This is a genomic window from Streptomyces sp. NPDC058464 (assembly GCF_042721035.1).
Taxonomy (GTDB): Bacteria; Actinomycetota; Actinomycetes; order Streptomycetales; family Streptomycetaceae; genus Streptomyces.
In genome coordinates, this window is record NZ_JBHXMA010000040.1 from 69,423 (window position 1) to 89,349 (window position 19,927).

Consider the following 19,927-nt stretch of genomic DNA (forward strand, 5'->3'; position numbering starts at 1 on the left):
GTGGTCGACCTCAACCCGCTGCACTACGTCAACAAGTTCAACCACATGTTCGGCGACAGCGTCGCCAGTGGCCTTGAGTTCCTGGGTATCTCGGACCCGGCGGTGGACCCGGACGGGGTCCGCGAGATCGCCGGGAAATGGCGCCATCTGGCCAAGGGCCTGGAGGACGCGACCGCTCCTTACCGGCGAGAACGAGACCGAGTATTTTCCCGACCTGCCGACGGACAGCCACGGCTTTGATTCCAACGACGAGATTCTTGACTAGCCAGGCCGGCGAAGGGTGATCACTCGGTCAGAATGGCGGGTACATGGAGCTTGTCCCAGGATCTCTTGCCCGGAATGCCGTCCGCGTCATCGCCCGAGAATCCCAGCTTGTGCTGCCACTTGGCGTAGGAGGCTCGGTCGGCGTCGCTCCACTGGTAGTCGGGCCCGCCGGGGTAGGACGAGCAATGCTCCTCGATGAGGCGGTAGCCCATGGCCTCGATGATCGGGCTGGCCGTGTCCGGCACGAAGAAGTCGGCACCCGGGAAGGGCTCGTACTCGCCGGACGGCTCCGGTGCGGAGACGCGCACCCGCTGCCCGATCTGAATCACGTTCTGATTGGTGATCTCCGGATTCCACTCCAGGATTTGGTCCAGTGTCAGACCGTACAAGGCGGCAATCTTGGTCAGGTTGTCACCCTTTTTTACTACGTAGAATTTCGCTGCTGTCTCACTCATATAGTCCATTTTAATGGGCTCCTGACGACATGCAAACGCAGATTCATTTGGTGATTCAGCTATTTACGTATCAACTGCTCGGCGAGGTCTGACGCCAGGGCGGCAGTCTCGGCTTCGTTCTCGTGGCGGCGCGTCAGCGGCCGTTCGGCTGTCTGCCCGTCGCGGCGAGGTCCTGCGCGCCCGGATCGACGCCATGGGCAACCCCGAGTACCAGCGCCTGCTGCGCTGCTCCGCGGACCAGCTGCGCGAGCGCCTGCCCGGCACCGGTTCCGTCGCCGGGCCGATCACCGCACTCGTCGCGTCCCTGGACGACGCCTCGCTGCTCGCCGCACTGCGCAACCTGGGCGGCCACGACCTCGGCGCGCTGACGGAGGCGTACCCCGCCGTGGACGACACCCGTCCGACCGTGATCCTCGCGTACACCGTCAAGGGGCACGGGCTGCCCACCGAGGGCCACCCGCAGAACCACTCCTCCCTGCTCTCCGCCGAGCAGATGAGGGCACTGGCCCAGCGTCTGGGGACGGATCTCGACCGCCCCTGGGCGGGCTTCGCCGACGGCACGCCGGAGGCCGAGCTGTGTGCGGCCGCCGCCCGACGGCTGCGCCGCCCCAGGCCCGGGCCGCAGCAGCCGCCCGCTGTCCCGGCCGACCTCGGCCGCCCCGCGCCGACCGGCACCGGCAATACCCAGCAGGCGCTCGGACGCGTCCTGCTGGACCTCACCCACCGGGCGCCGGAGGCGGCGCGCCGGATCGTCACCGTCAGCCCGGACGTCAGCTCCTCCACCAACCTCGGCGGCTGGCTGAACAAGGTCGGCGTGTGGTCGGCGACCGAGCGCCCCGACTGGTTCGCCGACGACGCCGAGACGATCCCGCACCGGCGGGAGCGGCCGACCGGCCGGCACGTGGAACTCGGCATCGCCGAGACCAACCTGGTCGGCCTGCTCGGCGAGCTGGGCGCCACCTGGAGCCGCTGGGACCAGCCGCTGCCAGACCCTGGCCGCGGTGCCCGCCGATCCCGCCGCCCGCGAACGCCGTCGCCAGCAGGTGACCGCGGGGGGCTACCGGCTGCGCCGGCACGAGAAGCCGGTGGTCACCCTGGCCGCCATGGGCGCGCTGGTCCCGGAGGCACTGGCCGCCGCCGACCGCCTCGCCGCCCTCGGCCACAGCGCCGACGTGGTCTGCGTGACCAGCCCCGACCTGCTCTTCCGGGCCCCGCAGGCCCGCCGCGGACTGTCCGAGGACCCGGCCTGGATCCTCGACCAGGTCTTCCCCGCGGACCGGGCCACCCCGCTCGTCACGGTCCTCGACGGCCACCCGCACACGCCGGCATTTCCCGGCACGATCCGGAACACGCCCGTCACCACCCTCGGCGTGACCCGGTTCGGCCAGTCCGGCACGATCGAGGACGTCCACCGCCGCCATGGCATCGACACCGGCAGCATCATCGCCGCGGCGCTCGACCTCGTTCACTGAAGGACCCGGGAGGAGAGCCGCGGAGGCTCCCTTCACACAACCCCGGGCGACCGCCGGCCGGGGTTGTGCCCTGTCCGCCGTACCCGGCCGGCGGTTCTCACCCGAACGTGAATCCGTAGATCAACCGATAGATCGGTCAGTTCAGCTGATATTCACCAATCCGCAGAGAAGGCCGCTCCGAATCTCCAGGCGTCAGGCAAGTTGGCATGGAGGACGGACGGTATGACACCTATCTCCAGGAGCGGTGCGGGGCGCAGGGGCCTCGCGACCCTCATCGCGGGTGCGCTGGCCGCCGGGGGACTCACAGCCGCCGGTGTGGCCACGCTGGAACCGGGGGCGGCCTCCGCCTCCAGTCACCGGGAGGCGCCGCTGATCTCGGGACAGCCCCGGTACGACAACACGGACGTGTACGCCTTCGTCAGTCCGGACCACCCGGAGACGACGACGGTCATCGCGGACTGGATCCCGTTCGAGGACCCGGCGGGCGGCCCGAACTTCTACACGTTCGCGGACGACGCCCAGTACGACATCCACATCGACAACAACGGCGACGCGCAGGGCGAACTGCTGCTGCGCTACACCTTCACGACGCACACGAAGAACAAGAAGACGTTCCTCTACAACACGGGCCCGGTCACCAGCCTGGACGACCCGGACCTGAACGTCACGCAGACCTACGACATCCAACTGCTCAAGCTGCACAACCAGAAGGTCGTGTCGGAGACGAAGCTCGCCGACGACGTCCCGGTCGCTCCGTCGAACGTCGGCAAGGCGTCGATGCCGGACTACGGCAAACTCCGCCGCCAGGCCGTCCGTCGACTCGCCGACGGCGTCCGGACGTTCGCCGGCCAGGCGGACGACCCGTTCTTCCTGGACCTGCGCGTGTTCGACCTGCTGTACGGCGGGAACCTCTCCGAGGTCGGCAACGACACCCTCAAGGGCTACAACGTCAACTCGGTCGCCCTGCAACTGCCCACCGCCCTGATCACCGAGTCGAAGGACCAGCCGGTCGTCGGCATCTGGTCGACCACCCAGCGAAAGAACGCCCAGGGCAGCTACGAGCAGGTCTCCCGGCTGGGCAACCCGCTGGTCAACGAGGTCGTCAACCCCCAGCGGGACAAGGACAGGTTCAACGCGTCCTCGCCGTGGAACGACGGCCAGTTCCTGAAGAACGTGACCAGTCCGGAGCTGCCGAAGCTCATCGAGTCCGTCTACGGGATCAAGGCGCCCGCGGAACCGCGCAACGATCTCGTCGACGTCTTCCTCAAGGGCGTCAAGGGCCTCAACCAGCCGCCGAACGTGCGGCCGGCGGAGATGCTGCGCCTGAACACCTCCATCGAGCCGGCCGCCGAACCGAAACGGCTCGGTGTGCTCGACGGCGACAACGCGGGCTTCCCGAACGGTCGTCGGCTCACCGACGACGTCGTGGACATCGCGCTGCAGGTCGTCGAGGGCGAACTGGTCGGTTCGAAGAACGACCTGGGCGACGCGGTCGACGCCAACGACCAGAGGTTCGGCGACTCCTTCCCCTACCTGGCCGAGCCCGTGGCGGGTTCGCGGGGCCCACTGGCCAAGGGCGCGACCGGTGGCAATGACGTCCGCAACCAGGTGGGCGACGCACTGCAGCCGGCCGGCTCCGCCGACGGCACGCACAACACCGGGCTGATCGCCGCGTCGGCGGCCTCGGGCGCGGCGGGGATCCTGCTGGTCGGCCTCGGGCTGGCGTGGTGGCGTCGGCGCACCCGGCGGCAGAACTGAGGGACGCCCAACTGAGAGACACGGAGAGGGGGGGCGGGGGTCGGCGAGACGGACTCCCGCCCGCTCAGCGCACCCGGATCCCGCTCAGCGCACCCGGATCCCGGTCAGCACGCCGTCGCCCACCTCGTGCAGGGTGACGGCGAACTCCTGCTCCGCGGTGAGGAGTTCACGGAACGCGGCCACCTGGTCGCGGTGGCTCACCGCGTTGTCGACGGCCACGATGCCGTACGGCGTCAGGATGCGCCGCAGGTGCGGCCAGTAGTCCGCGTAGGCCGGTCGCTCGGCGTCGAGGACGACCAGGTCGACGGAGGCTTCGGGGGTTCCGGCCAGGGTCTCGGCGCCGTCGCCGTGGACGACGTCCGCGTACTCCCTGACTCCCGCCCGGTCCAGGTTGGCCAGTGCGGCGGTGACCCGGTCCGCGTCGATCTCCACCGTCGTCAGGCGGCCGCCGGTGTCGCGGACCGCGTCGGCGAACCAGATCGCCGAGTAGCCGTTGGACGTGCCGATCTCCAGGACGGACGTGGCGCGCCGGGCCCGGATCAGCGTCGAGACCAGCCGGGCCGCGTCCGGGGTCATGTTGCGCAGTCGCAGCAGCCGGTCGGCCAGCGGGCCGTCGTGTGCCCGCCCCTCCTGGTAGAGGTCGTCGAGAACACGCGCCAGCTGGTCGTCCACGGAGGCTCCCGTCGTCTTCGGTGTGCCTGTTGTTGCTAGCACGTCCGGCGGGGCGTCGTACATCGGGAAAGACAGGGGCTCAGCCCGCGTTGAGCTCCGTCAGCTCGGCCAGCGGCAGCGTGTGCTGGGTGTGCAGGACCTTCGCGCGCAGGTAGCGGACGTTGTGGGCGGTGCTGAAGACGCCGGTCGGGACGCGGTCGCGGACGGTGACGCCGAGTCCGCGCAGCTGCTCGGCCTTGTCGGGGTTGTTGGAGAGCAGGTCGAGGTCGGTGATCCCGAGGGCGGCCAGCATCTGGGCGGCGGCGGTGTAGTCGCGGGCGTCCTCGGGGAGGCCGAGGGCGGCGTTCGCCTCGTAGGTGTCGAGGCCCTGGTCCTGGAGGGCGTAGGCGTCGAGCTTGTTGTAGAGGCCGATGCCGCGGCCCTCCTGGCGCAGGTAGAGCAGGACGCCGCCGCGGTCGGCGATGCGCTCGACGGCCTCGCGCAGCTGGGGGCCGCAGTCGCAGCGGGCCGAGCCGAAGACATCGCCGGTCAGGCACTCGGAGTGCAGACGCACCAGCGGGAGGGCACCGGGGGCGGGCTCGCCGATGACGACGGCGACGTGCTCCTGTCCGTCGGTCAGGCCATGGAACGTGACGAGCTCGGTGTTGACGCTGTAGCCGTCGTTGAAGCGCAGCGGGACCCGGACACGGGCGCGCTGGGTGGCGGCGGGGAAGTCGGTCATCGGGGTCTCCAGTGGGACGTCGCGGGTGCCTGCTTCAGATTTGAAGCAGATCCACGGCTGGAACCCTACCTCATGCTTTAAATTTGAAGCAACAGATTTCCGTACGGTTTCGCGAAATCCAGCGCACGGTCCGGGTGCGTGAGCCAGGTGCGAGAGCCGGGTTCAGGGGCCGGGTCCGGGGCCGGGATCCGGGTTCAGGTCCGGGTTCAGGGTCCGGGTTCAGGATCCGGAACAGGGTGACGCCGACCGGCGTCGCCACGGCAGCTCGTCCGCCGTCGGGCGTGGCGTCGACTCGTCGCCCTCCAGGGCCCGGGCGATCACCGAGCCGATCTCCTCCAGCTGCTGCACCTGCTCGGCGGAGAGATGGTCGAAGACCGCCGCCCGTACCGTCTCCACATGCCCCGGCGCGGTGCGCTCCAGCACCGCCATGCCCTCGTCCGTCAGGATCGCGAAGCTGCTCCGCTTGTCCCACTGGCAGTCCTCGCGCCGGATCAGCCCGTCCTTCTCCAGCCGGGTCACGGCGTACGTCAGCCGGCTCCGCGTGATCTTCGACTTCTCGGCGAGATCGGTCATGCGCAGCTTGCGCTCCGGCGCCTCGGAGAGGTTGGCCAGGATGCCGTAGTACAGGTGCGGCATGCCGGCGTCCTGCTGGAGCTGCCGGTCGATCGCGTCCTCCAGGAGGTGCGTCGCCGCCATGTAGGCGCGCCAGGCGCGCTGCTCCTTCGGGGTGAGCCAGCGAGTCGTCATGCGACCAGTGTAGGTTTGTTTCAAACTTTAACCAAGCGTCCAGTTCGCAGACCGCCGTCCCAGCCCGCCCGCCGAGAGTGAGCGCGTCCGATGCCGTACCCCTACGTCCTGCTGTCCGCCGCCGTCTCCCTCGACGGCTACCTCGACGACACCGGCCCCGACCGGCTCCTGCTCTCGTCCCCCGCCGACTTCGACCGCGTCGACGAGGTGCGCGCCTCCGTCGACGCCATTCTGATCGGCGCCGGCACCATCCGCGCGGACAACCCCCGGCTCCTGGTCAACTCCCCCGAGCGGCGCGCGGCCAGGACCGCCGCCGGCCGGCCCGAGTACCCCCTCAAGGTCACGGTCACCGCGACCGGCGACCTCGACCCGGACGCGAAGTTCTGGCACACCGGCGGCGAGAAGATCGTGTACACGACGGACGAGGGCGCGCGGCGGGCCCGCGCCCTCGGGACCGCCGCCGACGTCGTCCCCCTCGGCGCCGACCTCGACTGGCGGCCGCTCCTGGAGCACCTGCACGACGTACGGGGCGTGCGGCGCCTGATGGTCGAGGGCGGCGGCACCGTCCACACCCAGCTCCTCCAGCAGGGCCTGGCCGACGAGGTCCAGCTGGTCCTGGCCCCGCTCTTCGTCGGCGACCCGACGGCACCGCGGCTGTTCGGTCCTGGCGGCTACCAGGCCGGGCGGCTGCGGCTCCTGGACACCCGTCGTATCGAGGACGTCGTCCTGATGCGCTACGAGCCCACGGCCCCCGGCACGGGCGGCACGGCGTCCGCGGCCGACCGGCACTGGCTGCGGCTCGCCTGCGAACTGGCGGCCGAGTGCCCGCCCTCCCGGACCGCGTTCAGCGTGGGCGCGGTGGTGGTCGCCGCCGACGGCACGGAACTGGCCCGCGGCCACTCCCGGGAGGCCGGCGACCCCGTGGTCCACGCGGAGGAGGCGGCCCTGGCCAAGATCCCCCCGGCCGACCCCCGGCTGGCCACGGCCACCGTCTACACCAGCCTCGAACCCTGCACCCATCGCGCCTCCCGCCCGCACCCCTGCGCCGAGCTGATCCTGCGGGCCGGGGTACGGCGGGTGGTGACGGCGTGGCGCGAGCCGGACACGTTCGTGGCGGCGGCCGACGGGACGGGGATGCTGCGGGAGGCCGGGGTGGAGGTACTGGTGCTCGGGGAGTACGAGGGCCTGGCGAAGGCGCCGAACGCGCATCTTCTCGGCTGAAGCCGTCTGCCTGCCTGGGCTCACCCGAGCCGGTGGCGCGGCTGCTCTGCTGTGGCTGCGGCGGAAGTCGTGCCGGTCGAAGCGGTGCCGGTCGAAGCGGTGCCGGCTGAAGTTGTGCCGGTCGAAGCGGTGCCGGCTGAAGTTGTGCCGGTCGAAGCGGTGCCGGCTGAAGTTGTGCCGGCCGATGCCGTGCCGGGCGGTGTCCCCGCCGATGCCGTGCCGGTCGGTGTCCCGGCCGCGGTGAGGCTGGCGAGCAGGGCCAGGCGCTCGGCGGACGGGCTCCCGGGCTCGGCGTGGAAGCACATCATGGTGAGGCTGTTCGTGCCCAGGACCGCCAGCTTCTCGATCCGGAGGTCCAGCTCACCGACCTGCGGGTGCCGCAGCAGGGCCCGCCCGCCCTGCTTCGGGCGGACGTCATGGCGCGCCCACAGATACCGGAAGCGCTCGCTGTGCACGGACAGTTCGCCGACCAGGGCGGAGAGCCGCGGGTCGCCCGGATCCTCCCCGGCCGCCACCCGCAGCGTCGACGCGAGGCCGCCCGTGGCGACGTCCCAGTCGCGGTGCAGGGTGCGCACGGCGTCGTTCAGGAACACCTCCCGGGCCAGGTTCGCCCCCGGCCGGTGCGCGGGGGAGAGTGCGACGGCCAGAGGGGGCGCCGCGCGTACGTCGCAGAGCCGTCCGGCCACCACCACGGGCAGCGCGGACCACGTCTCCAGGAGCATGCGGATGCCCGCCGGCACCTGCTCGCCGCGCGGCCGGGAGCGCCGGGGCGGGGCGGGGGCCGCGAGCTGGTGGAGGTGGGCCGTGCCCTCCGCGTCCAGGTGCAGCGCGCGGGCGAGGGCTTCGACGATCTGCGGGGAGGGATGGCGGTTGCGGCCCTGTTCCAGCCGGGTGTAGTACTCCGTGCTCACCCCGGCCAGCAGCGCCAGCTCATGGCGGCACAGGCCCGGCACCCGCCTGCGGCCCGCGTCCGGCAGCCCGAGCAGCTCCGGGCTCAGCAGGGCCCGGCGCGCACGGAGGTACTCGCCGAGCGGCCCCGGCGCGTGGGTGTCGCTGCCCTGTGCCTGTGCCATGAGGCCAGGCTAGGCGGCGCGGCCGCGGCGAACCTGTCCCCGTGAGTACCACCCTTCACAGGGCGACGACGGATCGGTCCGGCGCTCCTAGTGTCGGCCTGGCCGACCTTCCCTTGGGCCGGCGGGAGTTCCGAGTCAGGAGAGTGCGATGAACAGACACCTTGCGGTACGGATCGGCGCGGCCGTGGCCGCCGTCGCCGCCGCGACGGCACTGGCGACCGGTCCCGCGACGGCCGTGTCCCGGCCCGCCGGACACCCGGGGACCGGGGCCGCCACCGGCTCGGTGTCCGCCCGCGAGACGGCGGCCGACAAGGCGCTGGTCACGTACGTGTACAAGCAGCTGTTCACCTACTACGACACGTCCGTGATCGACAAGTACGTCTCTCCCGACTACATCCAGCACAACCCCACCGTCGCCAACGGCCCGGAAGCGCTGCGCCGGCTGGTGGAGAACCTGAAGGCGACGGCCACCCCCGGCACCGGCTCGGTCACCACGCACGTGATCGCGCAGGGCGACCTGGTCCTGCTCCAGACGCACGCGGGCACCTCCGACACGTTCAGCGGCATCGGGCTCGTCGACGTGTTCCGGGTGGCGAACCACAAGATCGTGGAGCACTGGGACACCATCCAGCCGGTCCCCGCCACCACGGCCAACGGCCACGACATGTTCGCCACGCTCACCGCGCCGCGGACCGACGCCGCCGGCCCGGCCTCGCACACCGCCGCGAGCGAGCGCGTCGTACGCGCCTACGTCCGGCAGCTGACCGGCCGGAAGGACCTCGGCGCGGTCGACCGCTACGTCTCGCCGAAGCTGGTCCAGCACGACCCGACGCTCGCCGACGGCGCGGCCGCGACCAAGCAGGCCTATGCGGACCTCTTCGCCGCGCATCCGCAGTACCAGGCCACCGTCGCCAAGGTCGTCGCCGAGGGTGACCTGGTCGCGGTCCACCTCCACGACCAGAACACCCCCTCCGACCTGGGCACGTCGGTGTACGAGATCTTCCGGGTGCGGGGCGGGAAGATCGTCGAGCACTGGGCGGTCACCCAGGCCGTCCCGGCCACCTCGGCCAACGGAAACAGCATGTTCTGAGCAGTGTTCTGAGCAATGTTCCCGCCTCGCCCCTTGCCCCTCGCCTCGCCCCTCGCCTCGCCCCTCGCCTCGTACGAGAGCAGAACGTCATGAGTCAGTCCCGCTCCCGATCCGCCCGATCCGCCCGATCCGTCCGGCCCGGCGCCGGGCCGGAGGCCGCTCCGGGCGTCGTCCGGCTGGGGGACCCCCTCGTCAACTTCTACCTGGTGGATCACCCCGACGGACTCACCCTTGTCGACGCCGGCCTGCCCGGACAGCGGCGGCGGCTCCTCGACCACCTGGCCGCCGCCGGCCGGAGCCCGGCCGACATCCGGGCCGTCCTGATCACCCACGCGCACCCCGATCACACCGGCCTCACGGTGGAGCTCCAGCAGGCGGGCGCGGAGGTGTGGGTCCACGAGGACGACCGGGCCATGCTCACGGACGGACCGCGCAAGGCGATGCGGCACGCCAGGTCCGAACGCTCCCCGCTGCCGTACCTCGTCCGCCGTCCCGCCGCGCTCGCCACCATGGCGTCCATGGCCCGCCAGGGCGCCTTCACCGCGCCGCCGCCCACCCGGGCACACACCTTCGGCGACGGCGCGCGACTGGACGGCGTGCCCGGTCGGCCGCTGGCGGTCGCGCTGCCCGGTCACACCCCCGGCAGTACCGGCTTCCACTTCCCCGACCAGGGCCTCTTCTTCACCGGCGACGCCCTGGTCACCAAGGAGGCCTTCACCGGGCACACCGGCCCCTGCCTGGTCTGCCGCGCCTTCACCCACGACTCGGCCGCCGCCCTCGCCTCCCTGGACGCCGTCGCCGGACTGTCCCAGGACACCGTCCTGCTGCCGGGGCACGGGCAGCCGTTCGCGGACGGCCCCCGGGAGGCGGTCGCCCTGGCCCGGCGCTTCGGCATCCGCTGACCTCACCGCGACCTCCGTCGTCCCCGCCACGGCCTCCGCCGTCCCCGCGGGTCTCAACCCGTGTGACTCACCCTCTTCGGATGGCGTATGCTGGTGTCACCGACGCGGGGTGGAGCAGCTCGGTAGCTCGCTGGGCTCATAACCCAGAGGTCGCAGGTTCAAATCCTGTCCCCGCTACTGAAACCCAGGGCCGGAATCCAAGTTAGAGGATTCCGGCCCTGAGTCATATCCAGGCACGTGCTCCTCATCACACACGTCCGCACTCATCCGCCCGGCCCACACCATTCGCCCCATCCGCTCGCAGCGGCAAACCTGGACGGGCAGGCATCGAAGACATCGGACGCGTCGAACAGGTCAAGCACATCGAACACGTTGAGCACGTCGGGCATGTGGGACACGTCGGGCACGTCGGGCGCGTGGGACAGCAGGGGGGTCGTGTGGCGAGCCGTGGAGAGGCGGAGCAGCACGGCCAGGAATCCGCCCGCACCCTCGCCCGCTACCTGCCCGCGCTGCTGATCGTCGCGGGCGTCTGCTACGACGTCCTCACCCCCGCCGCCTTCACCGCGGTCCCCTTCTTCACGGCCGCCCCGCTGATCGCCGCCCCCCTCTCCTCGCTGCGCACCACCGTCCTCACCGGCCTGGCCGCGCTCCTCGCCACCTATGCCGTGCACGCGCGGTTCGCCGTGCTCCCGGACGCCGACGCCGTGACCGAGATCGTCACCGTGGCCACCGTCGCCGTCCTCGCCGCCGGCATCAACCGGATCGTCCGCATCGGCGACCAGCGCCTCGCCTCCGCCCGCGAGGTCGCCGAGGCCGCCCAGCGGGCCGTCCTGCCCGAGCCCGCCGAGTGGATCGGCGGCTTCGAGATCGCCGCCCGCTACGAGGCGGCCCAGGAGGGCACCTTCATCGGCGGCGACCTGTACGCCGTCCAGGACACCCCGTACGGCGTGCGCCTGGTCGTCGGCGACGTCCGCGGCAAGGGCATGGGCGCGGTCGCCGCCGTCGCCGTGGTGATCGGCGCGTTCCGGGAGGCCGCCGAGCAGGAGGCCACGCTGGAGGCGGTGGCGGCGCGGCTGGAGCGGGCGCTGGCGCGCGAGGGCGTCCGGCGCGGCGGCATCGACGCCCACGAGGGGTTCACCACCGCCGTACTCGCCGAACTCCGGTACGGCGACGGCACGCTCCGGGTCGTCAACCGCGGCCATCCGCCGCCCCTGCTGCTGCACGGCGACGGCGAGGTGTGCCCGGTGCTGGCGCCGGAGTCCGCGCTGCCGCTCGGGATGGGCGACCTGGGGGCGTGGCCCGACCGGGCGGCCGAGCACGTGTTCCCGAGCGGGGCCACGCTGCTGCTGTACACCGACGGCCTCTCCGAGGCCCGCGACGCGCACGGCCGCTTCTACGACCCCGAGCGGCGGCTGACCGGTCGTACCGCCACCGCCCCCGGCGTGCTGCTGGCCCGGCTCGCGGCCGAGGTGCGCCGACACACGGGCGGCGGCATGACGGACGACATGGCGCTGCTCGCGGTGCGCCGGCCCTGAGCGCCGGTCCTGTGCTATGTCACACATCGTGTTCGGACGGCCGCCCTCCGCATCACAACTGAGTCACCATCAAAACCTGTGTGACTCCTGAGCTGAGCAGCGAGCACGGCCAACTCGACCGTTTTCGACCAGTCGTGGCAGGTAAGTCCAAGCTTTGAAAGCTTAATGATCAAGACGAACGGCTTGGAATCTGATAGCCGGGTCTATTAACGTTCGATAACGCAGCGCGGTCGTCCCAGCCGTCACCCGCGACGGCTCCGTGCGCACGCGCCGAATCCCGCAAGGGAACCGGGGAACCACCACCTTGGGGTGAATCGCACGGCTACCGCCGGGTAGGAAACGGCCGGTATACGCGCGTAGGAGACCTTCCCGCTCCGAACCCGTCAGCTAACCCGGTAGGCGACGGAAGGAAAGGAGTACGCCCGCGTGGCGTCCAACCGGCCTGCTCCGACAGCCCCGTTCGTGCCCAGCCAGCGTCAACCCGACACCTTCGGCTACGGCAGCTACCGCACCGACGAGGGCCCCTGGGAGGAGTGGAACCCCACCGAGGAGTCCCTGGCCTCGGCGCGCGGCCGGCACCGGGTCGCCAAGCAGCGCGGCGGCGGACTCGCCCGCAGCTCCACGGTTCTCGGCGTTGGCGTGATCGCCGCCGTCGGCGCGGGCGGCATGGCCAGCGCCAACACCGGCAAGCCGCCGGTCTCCATCTCCCTGCCCGACCTGCCCGCCTCCGTCGACTCCCTGCTCGGCGAGGGCGCCGGCCACCAGGCCACCCAGACCGCGCTCAGCAGCGTCACCACGACGACCGCCACCGACGGGGACTCCTCCTCGTCCGGCGCCGGCGAGACGCTGCGCAACCGGATCATCGCCCAGGCCGCGCAGCAGCAGAACCAGCTCGACACCAAGGCCAGCGCCAAGGCCGTCGCCGCCGCCGACAAGGCGGTCTCCGACGCCGAGGCCAAGGCGGTGAAGGCGGCCGCCGCCAAGGCCGCCGACGCCAAGGAGCAGGCCGAGGCGTCCGCGAAGCAGAAGGCCGAGCAGGCCCGGCTCGCCGAGCTGGCCAAGCAGTACACGCTGCCCGTCGTGTCGTACACGATCACCGGCACCTTCGGCCAGGCCGGCTCCATGTGGGCCTCCGGCTACCACACCGGCCTCGACTTCGCCGCGCCCACCGGCACGCTGATCAAGGCCGTGCACAGCGGCACGGTCACCGAGGCGGGCTGGGCCGGCTCCTACGGCTACCGCACGATCATCACCCTCGACGACGGCACCGAGCTGTGGTTCTGCCACCAGTCCTCGATCGGCGTCAAGGTCGGCCAGAAGGTCGCCACCGGCGACGTCATCGGCCGCGTCGGCGCCACCGGCAACGTGACCGGCCCGCACCTCCACCTGGAGGTCCACCCGAACGGCCAGGCCACCGCCATCGACCCGATGACCTGGCTGCGCGGCAAGGGCCTCAACCCCTGACGCAACCCCTGACGGAATCCGCGACGCAACCGCCGACGGAATCCGCGACGCAACCCCCGACGGAATCCGCAACGCAACCCCAGACGGAATCCCCGACGGAAACCCACCGCCCCCCGGCGGCCCCGACGACACCCCCCGGCGTCAGGGCCGCCGGTGCGGTCTGCCGGGGTTCCGCTTTTACGAGACCTTCGTAATCACCGGGATGGGTCACCAGGCGGCCCGTGTTGAAGTTGAGCATGACTGCTCTTCGCAAACTCGGCTCCTCCGACCTCGAGGTCTTCCCGCTCGCCCTCGGCGGCAACGTCTTCGGCTGGACCGCCGACGAGGCCACCTCCTTCGCCGTCCTGGACGCCTACGCCGCCGCGGGCGGCAACTTCGTCGACACCGCCGACTCGTACTCGGCGTGGATCGAGGGCAACAAGGGCGGCGAGTCCGAGACGATCATCGGCAAGTGGGTCAGGGCGCGCGGCAACCGCGACGACGTCGTCATCGCGACGAAGGTCAGCCAGCACCCCGAGTACCCCGGCCTGTCCGCCGCCAACATCAAGGCCGCCGCCGACGCGTCCCTGCGCCGCCTCGGCACCGACCACATCGACCTCTACTACACGCACTTCGACAAGCCCGAGATCCCGGTCGAGGAGATCATCGGCGCGCTGGACGAGCTGGTGCGGGCGGGCAAGGTCCGGCACATCGCCGCGTCCAACATCAGCGCCGAACGCCTCCAGGAGTCCCTGGACCTCTCCGACCGCGAGGGCCTCGCCCGGTACGTCGCCCTCCAGCCCCACTACAACCTGGTCTCCCGCGACACCTACGAGGGCCCCCTCCAGGACCTGGCCTCCCGCACCGGCCTCGCGGCCGTCCCCTACTTCGCCCTGGCCGCCGGCTTCCTCACCGGCAAGTACCGCCCCGGTACGACGGTCGACAGCGCGCGGGCGGGCCGCGCCGCCCAGTACGCCGAATCGGAGCGCGGCCAGAAGGTCCTGGCGGCGCTGGACGGGATCGCCGCGGCCCACGAGGCCCCGATCCCCACGGTCGCCCTGGCCTGGCTGGCGGCCCAGCCCACCGTCGCGGCCCCGATCGCCTCGGCCCGCACGCTGGAGCAGCTCCCGCCGCTGCTGGGCGTGGCGGACCTGACGCTGACGGACGAGGAACTGACGAAGCTGACGGCGGCTTCCGCCTGACGGTCTCCTTCGACCGGCCGGCTCCACCCGGTGGCCCCACCGATCTTTTCCGCCGCAACGGTGCTCAGCCCCCATGGTGCATCCCGGCGGTGCCGAACCCTCCGCAACCCGAAGCCCTAACTCCGGTACGGGTTGTAGGCCGGGTACGGCACCGCCGCCCCGTACCACCCCGGCGCCCCGTAGGCCGGCGGCGCGTAGCCGGCGTACCCCGGCCAGCCGCCCGGCGCGGCCGTCCGCGCCGCGTACTCCAGGGCCGGCCGGACCAGCTCCCGCCGGCTCCACAGCTCCGTGAGGAGCTCGCGCTCCCGCACCACGAAGTCGGCGCCCGCCCGCCCCCGCTGCCCCCGGCGCCGCAGCAGCGCCAGCGTCGTCGCGTACCCCTCGTACTCGGCGACCGCCTTCCCCGCCGCCTTCCCGAAGTGGTACGCGGCGTACTCCCTGGCCATCTGCCGCGCCCGCATCGACCCGAGCACGAACGGCTCGGCCGTCCCCAGCCACCCCGCGTAGACGTACGCCGGCAGCTCCTCCCGCACGGTCCGCAGCTCCCGCTGCCGCGTCCAGATCGCCAGCCAGGTCAGCAGCCCGAACGACGGCACCATGAACATGCCGTACACGGCGAAGAACCCGTACTGCCCGAACGTCGAGGACCCGTTCCAGAACGCGTGCATGCTCATCGCGAGCAGCAGCCCGGCGAGCGGCACCAGCACCCGCCGCGCCCGCTGCCGTTCCCCGGAGAGCGCGGCGATGCCGAAGCCGATGCCGGTGAGGACGGTGAAGAGCGGGTGCGCGAACGGGGACAGCACGATGCGCACGAAGAACGTCGCGGCGGTGACGGAGGCGATCCCGCTGTCACCGGTCAGCTGGTCGGTCCCGAAGGCCGTACCGAGGTAGAGGATGTTCTCGGTGAACGCGAACCCGGTGGCGGTGACCCCGGCTATCACCACCCCGTCGACGATCCCGGTGAAGTCCCGTCTGCGGAAGAGGAAGACGAGGAGCACGGCCGCCGCCTTCGCCGACTCCTCGACGACCGGCGCTATCAGGGTCGCCCCGAGCCGGTCCGCGCTGCTCGGATCCGCGGTCGCCGTCGCTATCCACCTCGTCGCGAAACTGTTGGCGACGATGGCTATCAGCGCGGCCGCGCAGGCGCCCCAGGCGAAGGCGAACAGCAGGTTCCGCCAGGGGCCTGGCTGCACCCGGTCGAGCCACCGGAACGCGCCCAGGAGCAGCGGCACGGGCAGCACGGCGAGCCCGAGCCCGACGAGAAAGCCCTCCGTCCCCGTCTGCTCCCGCACCAGCGCGAGGATCACAAGCCCGGAGAGGGCGAGCAGCGTGCCCAGCGCCCCGTACCGCACCCAGCGCCGCTGCCACCAACGGGGATGCCGCAGACCGCCGTCGGCGGGATCCGCCGGATACGACGGTGACGGCGGTGATGACGGATACGACGGGTACGACGGATGCTGCGGGTACGGCGAGTACGGCGGCGGGGAGGTGGCCACGGCATCGACCCTAACGAGGTGACTCCTGACGGTGCTGCTCGCTCTGCGGCACCCGGTGCTGTACGCGACGGAAGAGCAGATCGTTCACCACATGTCCCTTGTCCAGTCCCTGGCCCTCGAAACGGGTCAGCGGCCGGTGCGCCGGACGTGGCGCGAAACCGCCGTCGGCCTGCGTGTTCTCGAACTCCGGGTGCGCGTCCAGCACTTCGAGCATCTGCTCGGCGTACGGCTCCCAGTCGGTCGCGCAGTGCACGATCGCCCCGGGTCGCAGCCGGGTCGCGGCGAGATCGAGGAACTCGGCCTGGATCAGCCGCCGCTTGTGGTGCCGCTTCTTCGGCCAGGGGTCCGGGAAGTACACGCGCAGCCCGTCCAGCGAGTCCGGCGTCAGCATCTCCCGGAGCAGGATGATCGCGTCGCCGTTCCCGACGCGGACGTTGGACAGCCCGCTCTGGTCGGCGAGGTTGAGCAGGTTCCCCTGCCCCGGCGTGTGCACGTCGACGGCGAGGATGTTGACGCCCGGCTCCTCGGCGGCCATCTGCGCGGTCGCCTCGCCCATCCCGAACCCGATCTCCAGCACCACCGGGTCGTCGTTCCCGAACAGCTCGCCGAGGTCGATGACCTGCTGCCCGTCGATGTCCAGGCCCCACTTGGGCCACAGCCGCTGCAGCGCGTCGGCCTGCCCGGCGGTGACGCGGCTGCGGCGCGGCTGGAAGCTGCGGATCCGCCGCTCGAAGTGCGACCCGGCGGGATCGGCCCTCGGCCCGTCCGGGAACCGCGGCTCCCCCTTGGCCCGGGTGTGCCGGACGGACACCCCGGGGGTGTGGTCGGGGTGCGCACCGGGGACGTGCCCGGCGGGGCCGGTCTCGGCGGGCTGGGGGGCTTCGGGGGCATTGAGGGAGTCAGACACAGTGGGTCGATTTTACGACCCCCACGGGCCGGCCAGCGGGGTGTCACACCGAGCCGTCACACCGAGCCCAGCGTCTCCAGCGCCCGCCGCGCCACCTCACGCCCGATCGGCAGCGAGGCGGTCGCCGCGGGCGAGGGCGCGTTCAGCACGTGGACCGCGCGCGGCGCCTCCTTGATCAGGAAGTCGTCGACGAGCGTCCCGTCCCGCAGCACGGCCTGCGCCCGCACCCCCGCGGCCGCCCGCACCAGGTCTCCCTCCTCGGCGACGGGTAGCAGCCGCCGTACGGCCGTCGTGAACGCCTTCTTCGACACCGACCGGAGCAGCTCCCCGCCCCCGTACCGCCAGTGCCGCCGCGCCAGCGCCCAGGACCCCGGCCAGGCCAGCGTCCCGGCGACCTCCCGCGGCCGTACGACGCCCCACCCGTACCCCTCCCGGGCCAGCGCCGGCACCGCGTTGGGCCCGATGTGCACGCCTCCGTCGATCCCGCGCGTGAGATGCACCCCGAGGAACGGGAACGCCGGGTCCGGCACCGGGTACACCAGCCCCCGCACCAGCTCGGGGCGCGCCAGCTCGTAGTACTCCCCGCGGAACGGCACGATCCGCATCCCCGGTTCGTCCCCGGTCAGCCGCGCGACCTCGTCGCAGTACAGCCCCGCGCAGTTGACCAGCACGCGGGCGCGTACGACGTCACCGCGCGAGGTGAGCACGGCCACGCCCCGCTCCGGCCGCCGGTCCACGCGGACCACCTGGGCGCCGTACCGGATCTCCGCCCCCGAGGCCTCCCCGAGCTGCCGGGCGACCCCCACGAAGTCGCACACCCCGGTCGTCCCGACGTGTATGGCGGCGAGTCCCCGCACCTCGGGCTCGTACTCCTCGATCTGGGCGGCCCCGAGCTCCCGCACCGGTATGCCGTTCTCCCGGCCGCGCTGCACCAGGGCGTGCAGCCGGGGCAGCTCCTCCCGCTCGGTGGCGACGATCAGCTTGCCGGTGACGGCGTGCGCGATGCCGTACTCCGCGCAGAACTTGACCATCTCCGCGGCGCCCTTGACGCCGTACCGCGCCTTCAGCGACCCGGGCCGGTAGTAGATCCCGCTGTGGATGACCCCGCTGTTCCGGCCCGTCTGGTGCCTCGCTGGCCCGGCCTCCTTCTCCAGCACGACGACCCGGGTCCCGGGCGCGGCGCGGGTGATCGCATAGGCGGTGGACAGCCCGACGATCCCACCCCCGACGACGAGCACATCACAGTCGTACCCGACAGACACCTGCACCACCTCCCGCATCCGATAGTGCACTGCGCCACTGACAGCCACTTCAAACGTACGGTTGGTGAAGCGCCCCGTCAGGGGCGCGGGGCTGTGTCGATTTGCGGCTTCCGCCGCGTGAGCGCGACCAGCCCCCACGCACCCGCACCCGCCCACGGACAGAACCCGGCAGACGGCTAGGCGATCCTCACGCCGGCGCCATCAGCAACGGCCGTGCCCGTTCCCGCAGCTCCACCACCCTCGGCTCGTCCCCGTACGGCTCCAGCCGGTGCAGCAGATCCTTCACGTACTCCGTCGTCCGCGCCGACGAGATCCGCCCGGCCACCTCCACGGCCCGCACCCCCTGCTCGCACGCCGCGTCGAGGTTCCCCGACTCCAGTTCGGCGACCGCCGAGACGACGAGCCGCAGCCCGTGCGACCGCACGAACTCCTCTGTCGGCTTGGAAAGGGCCTGCTCCGTGAAGCGCCGTACCTGCCGCGGGGCCTTCAGGTCCCGGTAGCACTCGGCCGCGTCGGCGGCGAACCGGTCGTATCCGTAGAAACCGAGCCAGGAGGGGTCGTTGTCGCCCTCCCGCGCCCGCTCCAGCCATCCCTCCGCCGCCTTCAGCGCGGCCCCCGCGGCCTGCGCGTCCCCCGCACGCGCGTGGGCCCGCGCCTCGACCAGCCGGAAGAAGCTCATGGTCCGCGCGGTCGCCAGCCCCCGGTTCCGCTCCACCGCGGCCTGTGCGAGGTCGACGCCCTCGTCGCCGAAGCCCCGGTACGTCGCCTGGAGGGACATCGATGCCAGGACGTACCCGCCGAGCGGCACGTCGGCCGCCGCGCGGGCGAGCCGCAGCGCCTGGATGTAGTACCGCTGCGCGGCCTCCTGCTGGCCGGTGTCGAAGGCCATCCACCCGGCAAGGCGCGTCAGTTCGGCACTCGCCCCGAACAGCGCCCGCCCGACCTCGTCGGAGTACGCGCCGAGCAGCAGCGGTGCCGCCTCCACACGTAGACACTCCGGCACCATCGACGACCGCCAGTCGCCGCCGCCGTACTTGGAGTCCCAGCGCCTGGCGTCCTCGGCGGCCTCCCGCAGCTTCTGGACGTCGCTGTGGCCGACTTTGAGCGCTGCGCCCGCACCGTCCACGGCGTTCGCCTCGCGCGCGACCGAACTGTCGGCGGGGGTTATCAGCCAACGCGAGGCGGGCGTTGCGTATGCGCTTACCGCGAACGATCCGGCCAGCGACTGCCAGATGCCGCCGGAACCGGCCCGGCGGCCGGCGAGGTCGAGGCGGTACAGCTCCGTCGCCGACCGCACCGCCTGCCCGACGTCCCTGGGGAAGGCGAGGCCCACTTCGGGGGCGGGATCCGCGTCCGCCAGGCCGATCTCGTGGAGCGGCACCGGGCGGCCGAGCTTCTGGCCGATCGCGGCGGCGATGAGGTGCGGGGCGGCACCCTGCGGCACCATGCCCTTCGACACCCAGCGCGCCACCGACGTCTTGTCGTAGCGAAGAGTCAACCCGCGTTGAGCGCCAAGATCGTTGACGCGTCGCGCGAGTCCTGCGTTGCTGATTCCCGCGAGGGCGAGAACGGCGCCGAGCTTTTCGTTCGGCCCGCGTTGCTCCCTGGACATGCGCCACCCCTCGACACAGACGGCTGCCGCGCTGGCATAACCACGCGGCATTCGTAAACCCAGCGTAGTTCGCCGCATCCCAAGCGTTAAGAGGC

At 71.8% G+C, this 19,927-nt stretch carries 18 protein-coding genes, 1 tRNA gene, 1 pseudogene and 1 riboswitch; of the genes and pseudogenes, 10 read left to right on the plus strand and 10 right to left on the minus strand.

The features are described from left to right. Positions 1-240 carry a hypothetical protein gene (locus tag ACFWPQ_RS39615; RefSeq protein ID WP_384046176.1) on the plus strand — a complete coding sequence of 80 codons (240 nt, stop codon included), beginning with the start codon at positions 1-3 and terminating at the stop codon, positions 238-240. A 44-nt stretch (positions 241-284) separates the two neighbouring features. Here ACFWPQ_RS39615 and ACFWPQ_RS39620 read toward each other — a convergent pair whose 3' ends face one another. Next, positions 285-719: a peptidoglycan-binding protein gene (locus ACFWPQ_RS39620; RefSeq protein WP_384046179.1), complete on the minus strand. Its 435-nt coding sequence runs from the start codon at positions 717-719 to the stop codon at positions 285-287. Positions 720-882: 163 nt separating this feature from the next. Here ACFWPQ_RS39620 and ACFWPQ_RS39625 point away from each other — a divergent pair. Together ACFWPQ_RS39625 and ACFWPQ_RS39630 are read left to right on the plus strand one after the other, a co-directional pair. After that, positions 883-2,191: pseudogene (locus tag ACFWPQ_RS39625) on the plus strand (pyruvate dehydrogenase); the annotation flags it as partial. Between the two features lie 222 nt (positions 2,192-2,413). Further along, positions 2,414-3,949 (plus strand): DUF4331 domain-containing protein, encoded by a 1,536-nt coding sequence (locus ACFWPQ_RS39630; protein WP_384046181.1) that lies wholly within the window; start codon positions 2,414-2,416, stop codon positions 3,947-3,949. 84 nt (positions 3,950-4,033) lie between these two features. Here ACFWPQ_RS39630 and ACFWPQ_RS39635 read toward each other — a convergent pair whose 3' ends face one another. The 3 genes from ACFWPQ_RS39635 to ACFWPQ_RS39645 form a co-directional block, all read right to left on the minus strand. Then, entirely contained in the window at positions 4,034-4,621 is a 588-nt protein-coding gene (locus ACFWPQ_RS39635; RefSeq protein WP_384046184.1) for an O-methyltransferase, read from the minus strand. Positions 4,622-4,700: 79 nt separating this feature from the next. Then, positions 4,701-5,342, minus strand: coding sequence for a GTP cyclohydrolase II (gene ribA, locus ACFWPQ_RS39640; protein ID WP_361284712.1), 642 nt, complete (start codon positions 5,340-5,342; stop codon positions 4,701-4,703). Positions 5,343-5,561: 219 nt separating this feature from the next. Continuing rightward, positions 5,562-6,089 (minus strand): MarR family winged helix-turn-helix transcriptional regulator, encoded by a 528-nt coding sequence (locus ACFWPQ_RS39645; protein ID WP_384046188.1) that lies wholly within the window; start codon positions 6,087-6,089, stop codon positions 5,562-5,564. A gap of 90 nt (positions 6,090-6,179) precedes the next feature. Here ACFWPQ_RS39645 and ACFWPQ_RS39650 point away from each other — a divergent pair, with 90 nt between their 5' ends. Further along, positions 6,180-7,310 (plus strand): dihydrofolate reductase family protein, encoded by a 1,131-nt coding sequence (locus tag ACFWPQ_RS39650; protein ID WP_384046190.1) that lies wholly within the window; start codon positions 6,180-6,182, stop codon positions 7,308-7,310. A gap of 20 nt (positions 7,311-7,330) precedes the next feature. Here ACFWPQ_RS39650 and ACFWPQ_RS39655 read toward each other — a convergent pair whose 3' ends face one another. Then, complete coding sequence (locus ACFWPQ_RS39655; protein WP_384046193.1) at positions 7,331-8,383, minus strand: helix-turn-helix domain-containing protein; 1,053 nt, start codon at positions 8,381-8,383, stop codon at positions 7,331-7,333. A gap of 148 nt (positions 8,384-8,531) precedes the next feature. On the opposite strand from ACFWPQ_RS39655, the gene ACFWPQ_RS39660 reads away from it, so the two are divergent. The 3 genes from ACFWPQ_RS39660 (at position 8,532) to ACFWPQ_RS39670 (ending at position 10,552) form a co-directional block, all read left to right on the plus strand. Then, entirely contained in the window at positions 8,532-9,473 is a 942-nt protein-coding gene (locus ACFWPQ_RS39660; RefSeq protein ID WP_384046196.1) for a nuclear transport factor 2 family protein, read from the plus strand. A gap of 89 nt (positions 9,474-9,562) precedes the next feature. Beyond that, on the plus strand, positions 9,563-10,375 hold the full coding sequence (locus ACFWPQ_RS39665) for an MBL fold metallo-hydrolase (protein ID WP_384046199.1): 813 nt from the start codon (positions 9,563-9,565) through the stop codon (positions 10,373-10,375). Between the two features lie 103 nt (positions 10,376-10,478). Next, positions 10,479-10,552 (plus strand) — tRNA-Met (locus ACFWPQ_RS39670). A gap of 86 nt (positions 10,553-10,638) precedes the next feature. Here ACFWPQ_RS39670 and ACFWPQ_RS39675 read toward each other — a convergent pair. Further along, a complete protein-coding gene (locus ACFWPQ_RS39675) occupies positions 10,639-10,764 on the minus strand; it encodes a hypothetical protein (RefSeq protein ID WP_384046202.1) in 126 nt (41 codons plus the stop codon). 48 nt (positions 10,765-10,812) lie between these two features. Between ACFWPQ_RS39675 and ACFWPQ_RS39680 the strand changes: the two genes are divergently transcribed. The 3 genes from ACFWPQ_RS39680 to ACFWPQ_RS39690 all read left to right on the plus strand — a co-directional run bounded on the left by ACFWPQ_RS39680 (position 10,813) and on the right by ACFWPQ_RS39690 (position 14,555). Then, positions 10,813-11,910 carry a PP2C family protein-serine/threonine phosphatase gene (locus ACFWPQ_RS39680; protein ID WP_384046205.1) on the plus strand — a complete coding sequence of 366 codons (1,098 nt, stop codon included), beginning with the start codon at positions 10,813-10,815 and terminating at the stop codon, positions 11,908-11,910. Between the two features lie 258 nt (positions 11,911-12,168). Continuing rightward, a riboswitch (cyclic di-AMP (ydaO/yuaA leader) is annotated at positions 12,169-12,329 on the plus strand. A 7-nt stretch (positions 12,330-12,336) separates the two neighbouring features. Continuing rightward, a complete protein-coding gene (locus ACFWPQ_RS39685; RefSeq protein ID WP_384046208.1) occupies positions 12,337-13,374 on the plus strand; it encodes a M23 family metallopeptidase in 1,038 nt (345 codons plus the stop codon). Between the two features lie 236 nt (positions 13,375-13,610). Next, positions 13,611-14,555, plus strand: a complete 945-nt coding sequence (locus ACFWPQ_RS39690; RefSeq protein ID WP_384046211.1) for an aldo/keto reductase — start codon at positions 13,611-13,613, stop codon at positions 14,553-14,555. Between the two features lie 116 nt (positions 14,556-14,671). Here the strand turns inward: ACFWPQ_RS39690 and ACFWPQ_RS39695 are convergent, their stop codons facing one another. From ACFWPQ_RS39695 to ACFWPQ_RS39710, 4 genes are all read right to left on the minus strand, one after another. After that, on the minus strand, positions 14,672-16,051 hold the full coding sequence (locus tag ACFWPQ_RS39695) for a PrsW family intramembrane metalloprotease (protein WP_384046214.1): 1,380 nt from the start codon (positions 16,049-16,051) through the stop codon (positions 14,672-14,674). A gap of 10 nt (positions 16,052-16,061) precedes the next feature. Continuing rightward, a complete protein-coding gene (gene trmB / locus ACFWPQ_RS39700) occupies positions 16,062-16,958 on the minus strand; it encodes a tRNA (guanosine(46)-N7)-methyltransferase TrmB (RefSeq protein ID WP_384046216.1) in 897 nt (298 codons plus the stop codon). A 56-nt stretch (positions 16,959-17,014) separates the two neighbouring features. Further along, a complete protein-coding gene (lhgO, locus tag ACFWPQ_RS39705; protein WP_384046219.1) occupies positions 17,015-18,238 on the minus strand; it encodes an L-2-hydroxyglutarate oxidase in 1,224 nt (407 codons plus the stop codon). Between the two features lie 169 nt (positions 18,239-18,407). Further along, entirely contained in the window at positions 18,408-19,832 is a 1,425-nt protein-coding gene (locus ACFWPQ_RS39710; protein WP_361284679.1) for an MFS transporter, read from the minus strand. Between the last annotated feature and the right edge of the window lie 95 nt (positions 19,833-19,927).

Bases quoted from the DNA above. Each gene is read 5' to 3' on its own strand.
- ACFWPQ_RS39620 (WP_384046179.1), bottom strand. From the start codon at position 719: ATGAGTGAGACAGCAGCGAAATTCTACGTAGTAAAAAAGGGTGACAAC.
- ACFWPQ_RS39630 (WP_384046181.1), top strand. From the start codon at position 2,414: ATGACACCTATCTCCAGGAGCGGTGCGGGGCGCAGGGGCCTCGCGACC.
- ribA (WP_361284712.1), bottom strand. From the start codon at position 5,342: ATGACCGACTTCCCCGCCGCCACCCAGCGCGCCCGTGTCCGGGTCCCG.
- ACFWPQ_RS39645 (WP_384046188.1), bottom strand. From the start codon at position 6,089: ATGACGACTCGCTGGCTCACCCCGAAGGAGCAGCGCGCCTGGCGCGCC.
- ACFWPQ_RS39650 (WP_384046190.1), top strand. From the start codon at position 6,180: ATGCCGTACCCCTACGTCCTGCTGTCCGCCGCCGTCTCCCTCGACGGC.
- ACFWPQ_RS39655 (WP_384046193.1), bottom strand. From the start codon at position 8,383: ATGGCACAGGCACAGGGCAGCGACACCCACGCGCCGGGGCCGCTCGGC.
- ACFWPQ_RS39660 (WP_384046196.1), top strand. From the start codon at position 8,532: ATGAACAGACACCTTGCGGTACGGATCGGCGCGGCCGTGGCCGCCGTC.
- ACFWPQ_RS39665 (WP_384046199.1), top strand. From the start codon at position 9,563: ATGAGTCAGTCCCGCTCCCGATCCGCCCGATCCGCCCGATCCGTCCGG.
- ACFWPQ_RS39675 (WP_384046202.1), bottom strand. From the start codon at position 10,764: ATGCCCGACGTGCTCAACGTGTTCGATGTGCTTGACCTGTTCGACGCG.
- ACFWPQ_RS39690 (WP_384046211.1), top strand. From the start codon at position 13,611: ATGACTGCTCTTCGCAAACTCGGCTCCTCCGACCTCGAGGTCTTCCCG.
- lhgO (WP_384046219.1), bottom strand. From the start codon at position 18,238: ATGCGGGAGGTGGTGCAGGTGTCTGTCGGGTACGACTGTGATGTGCTC.
- ACFWPQ_RS39710 (WP_361284679.1), bottom strand. From the start codon at position 19,832: ATGTCCAGGGAGCAACGCGGGCCGAACGAAAAGCTCGGCGCCGTTCTC.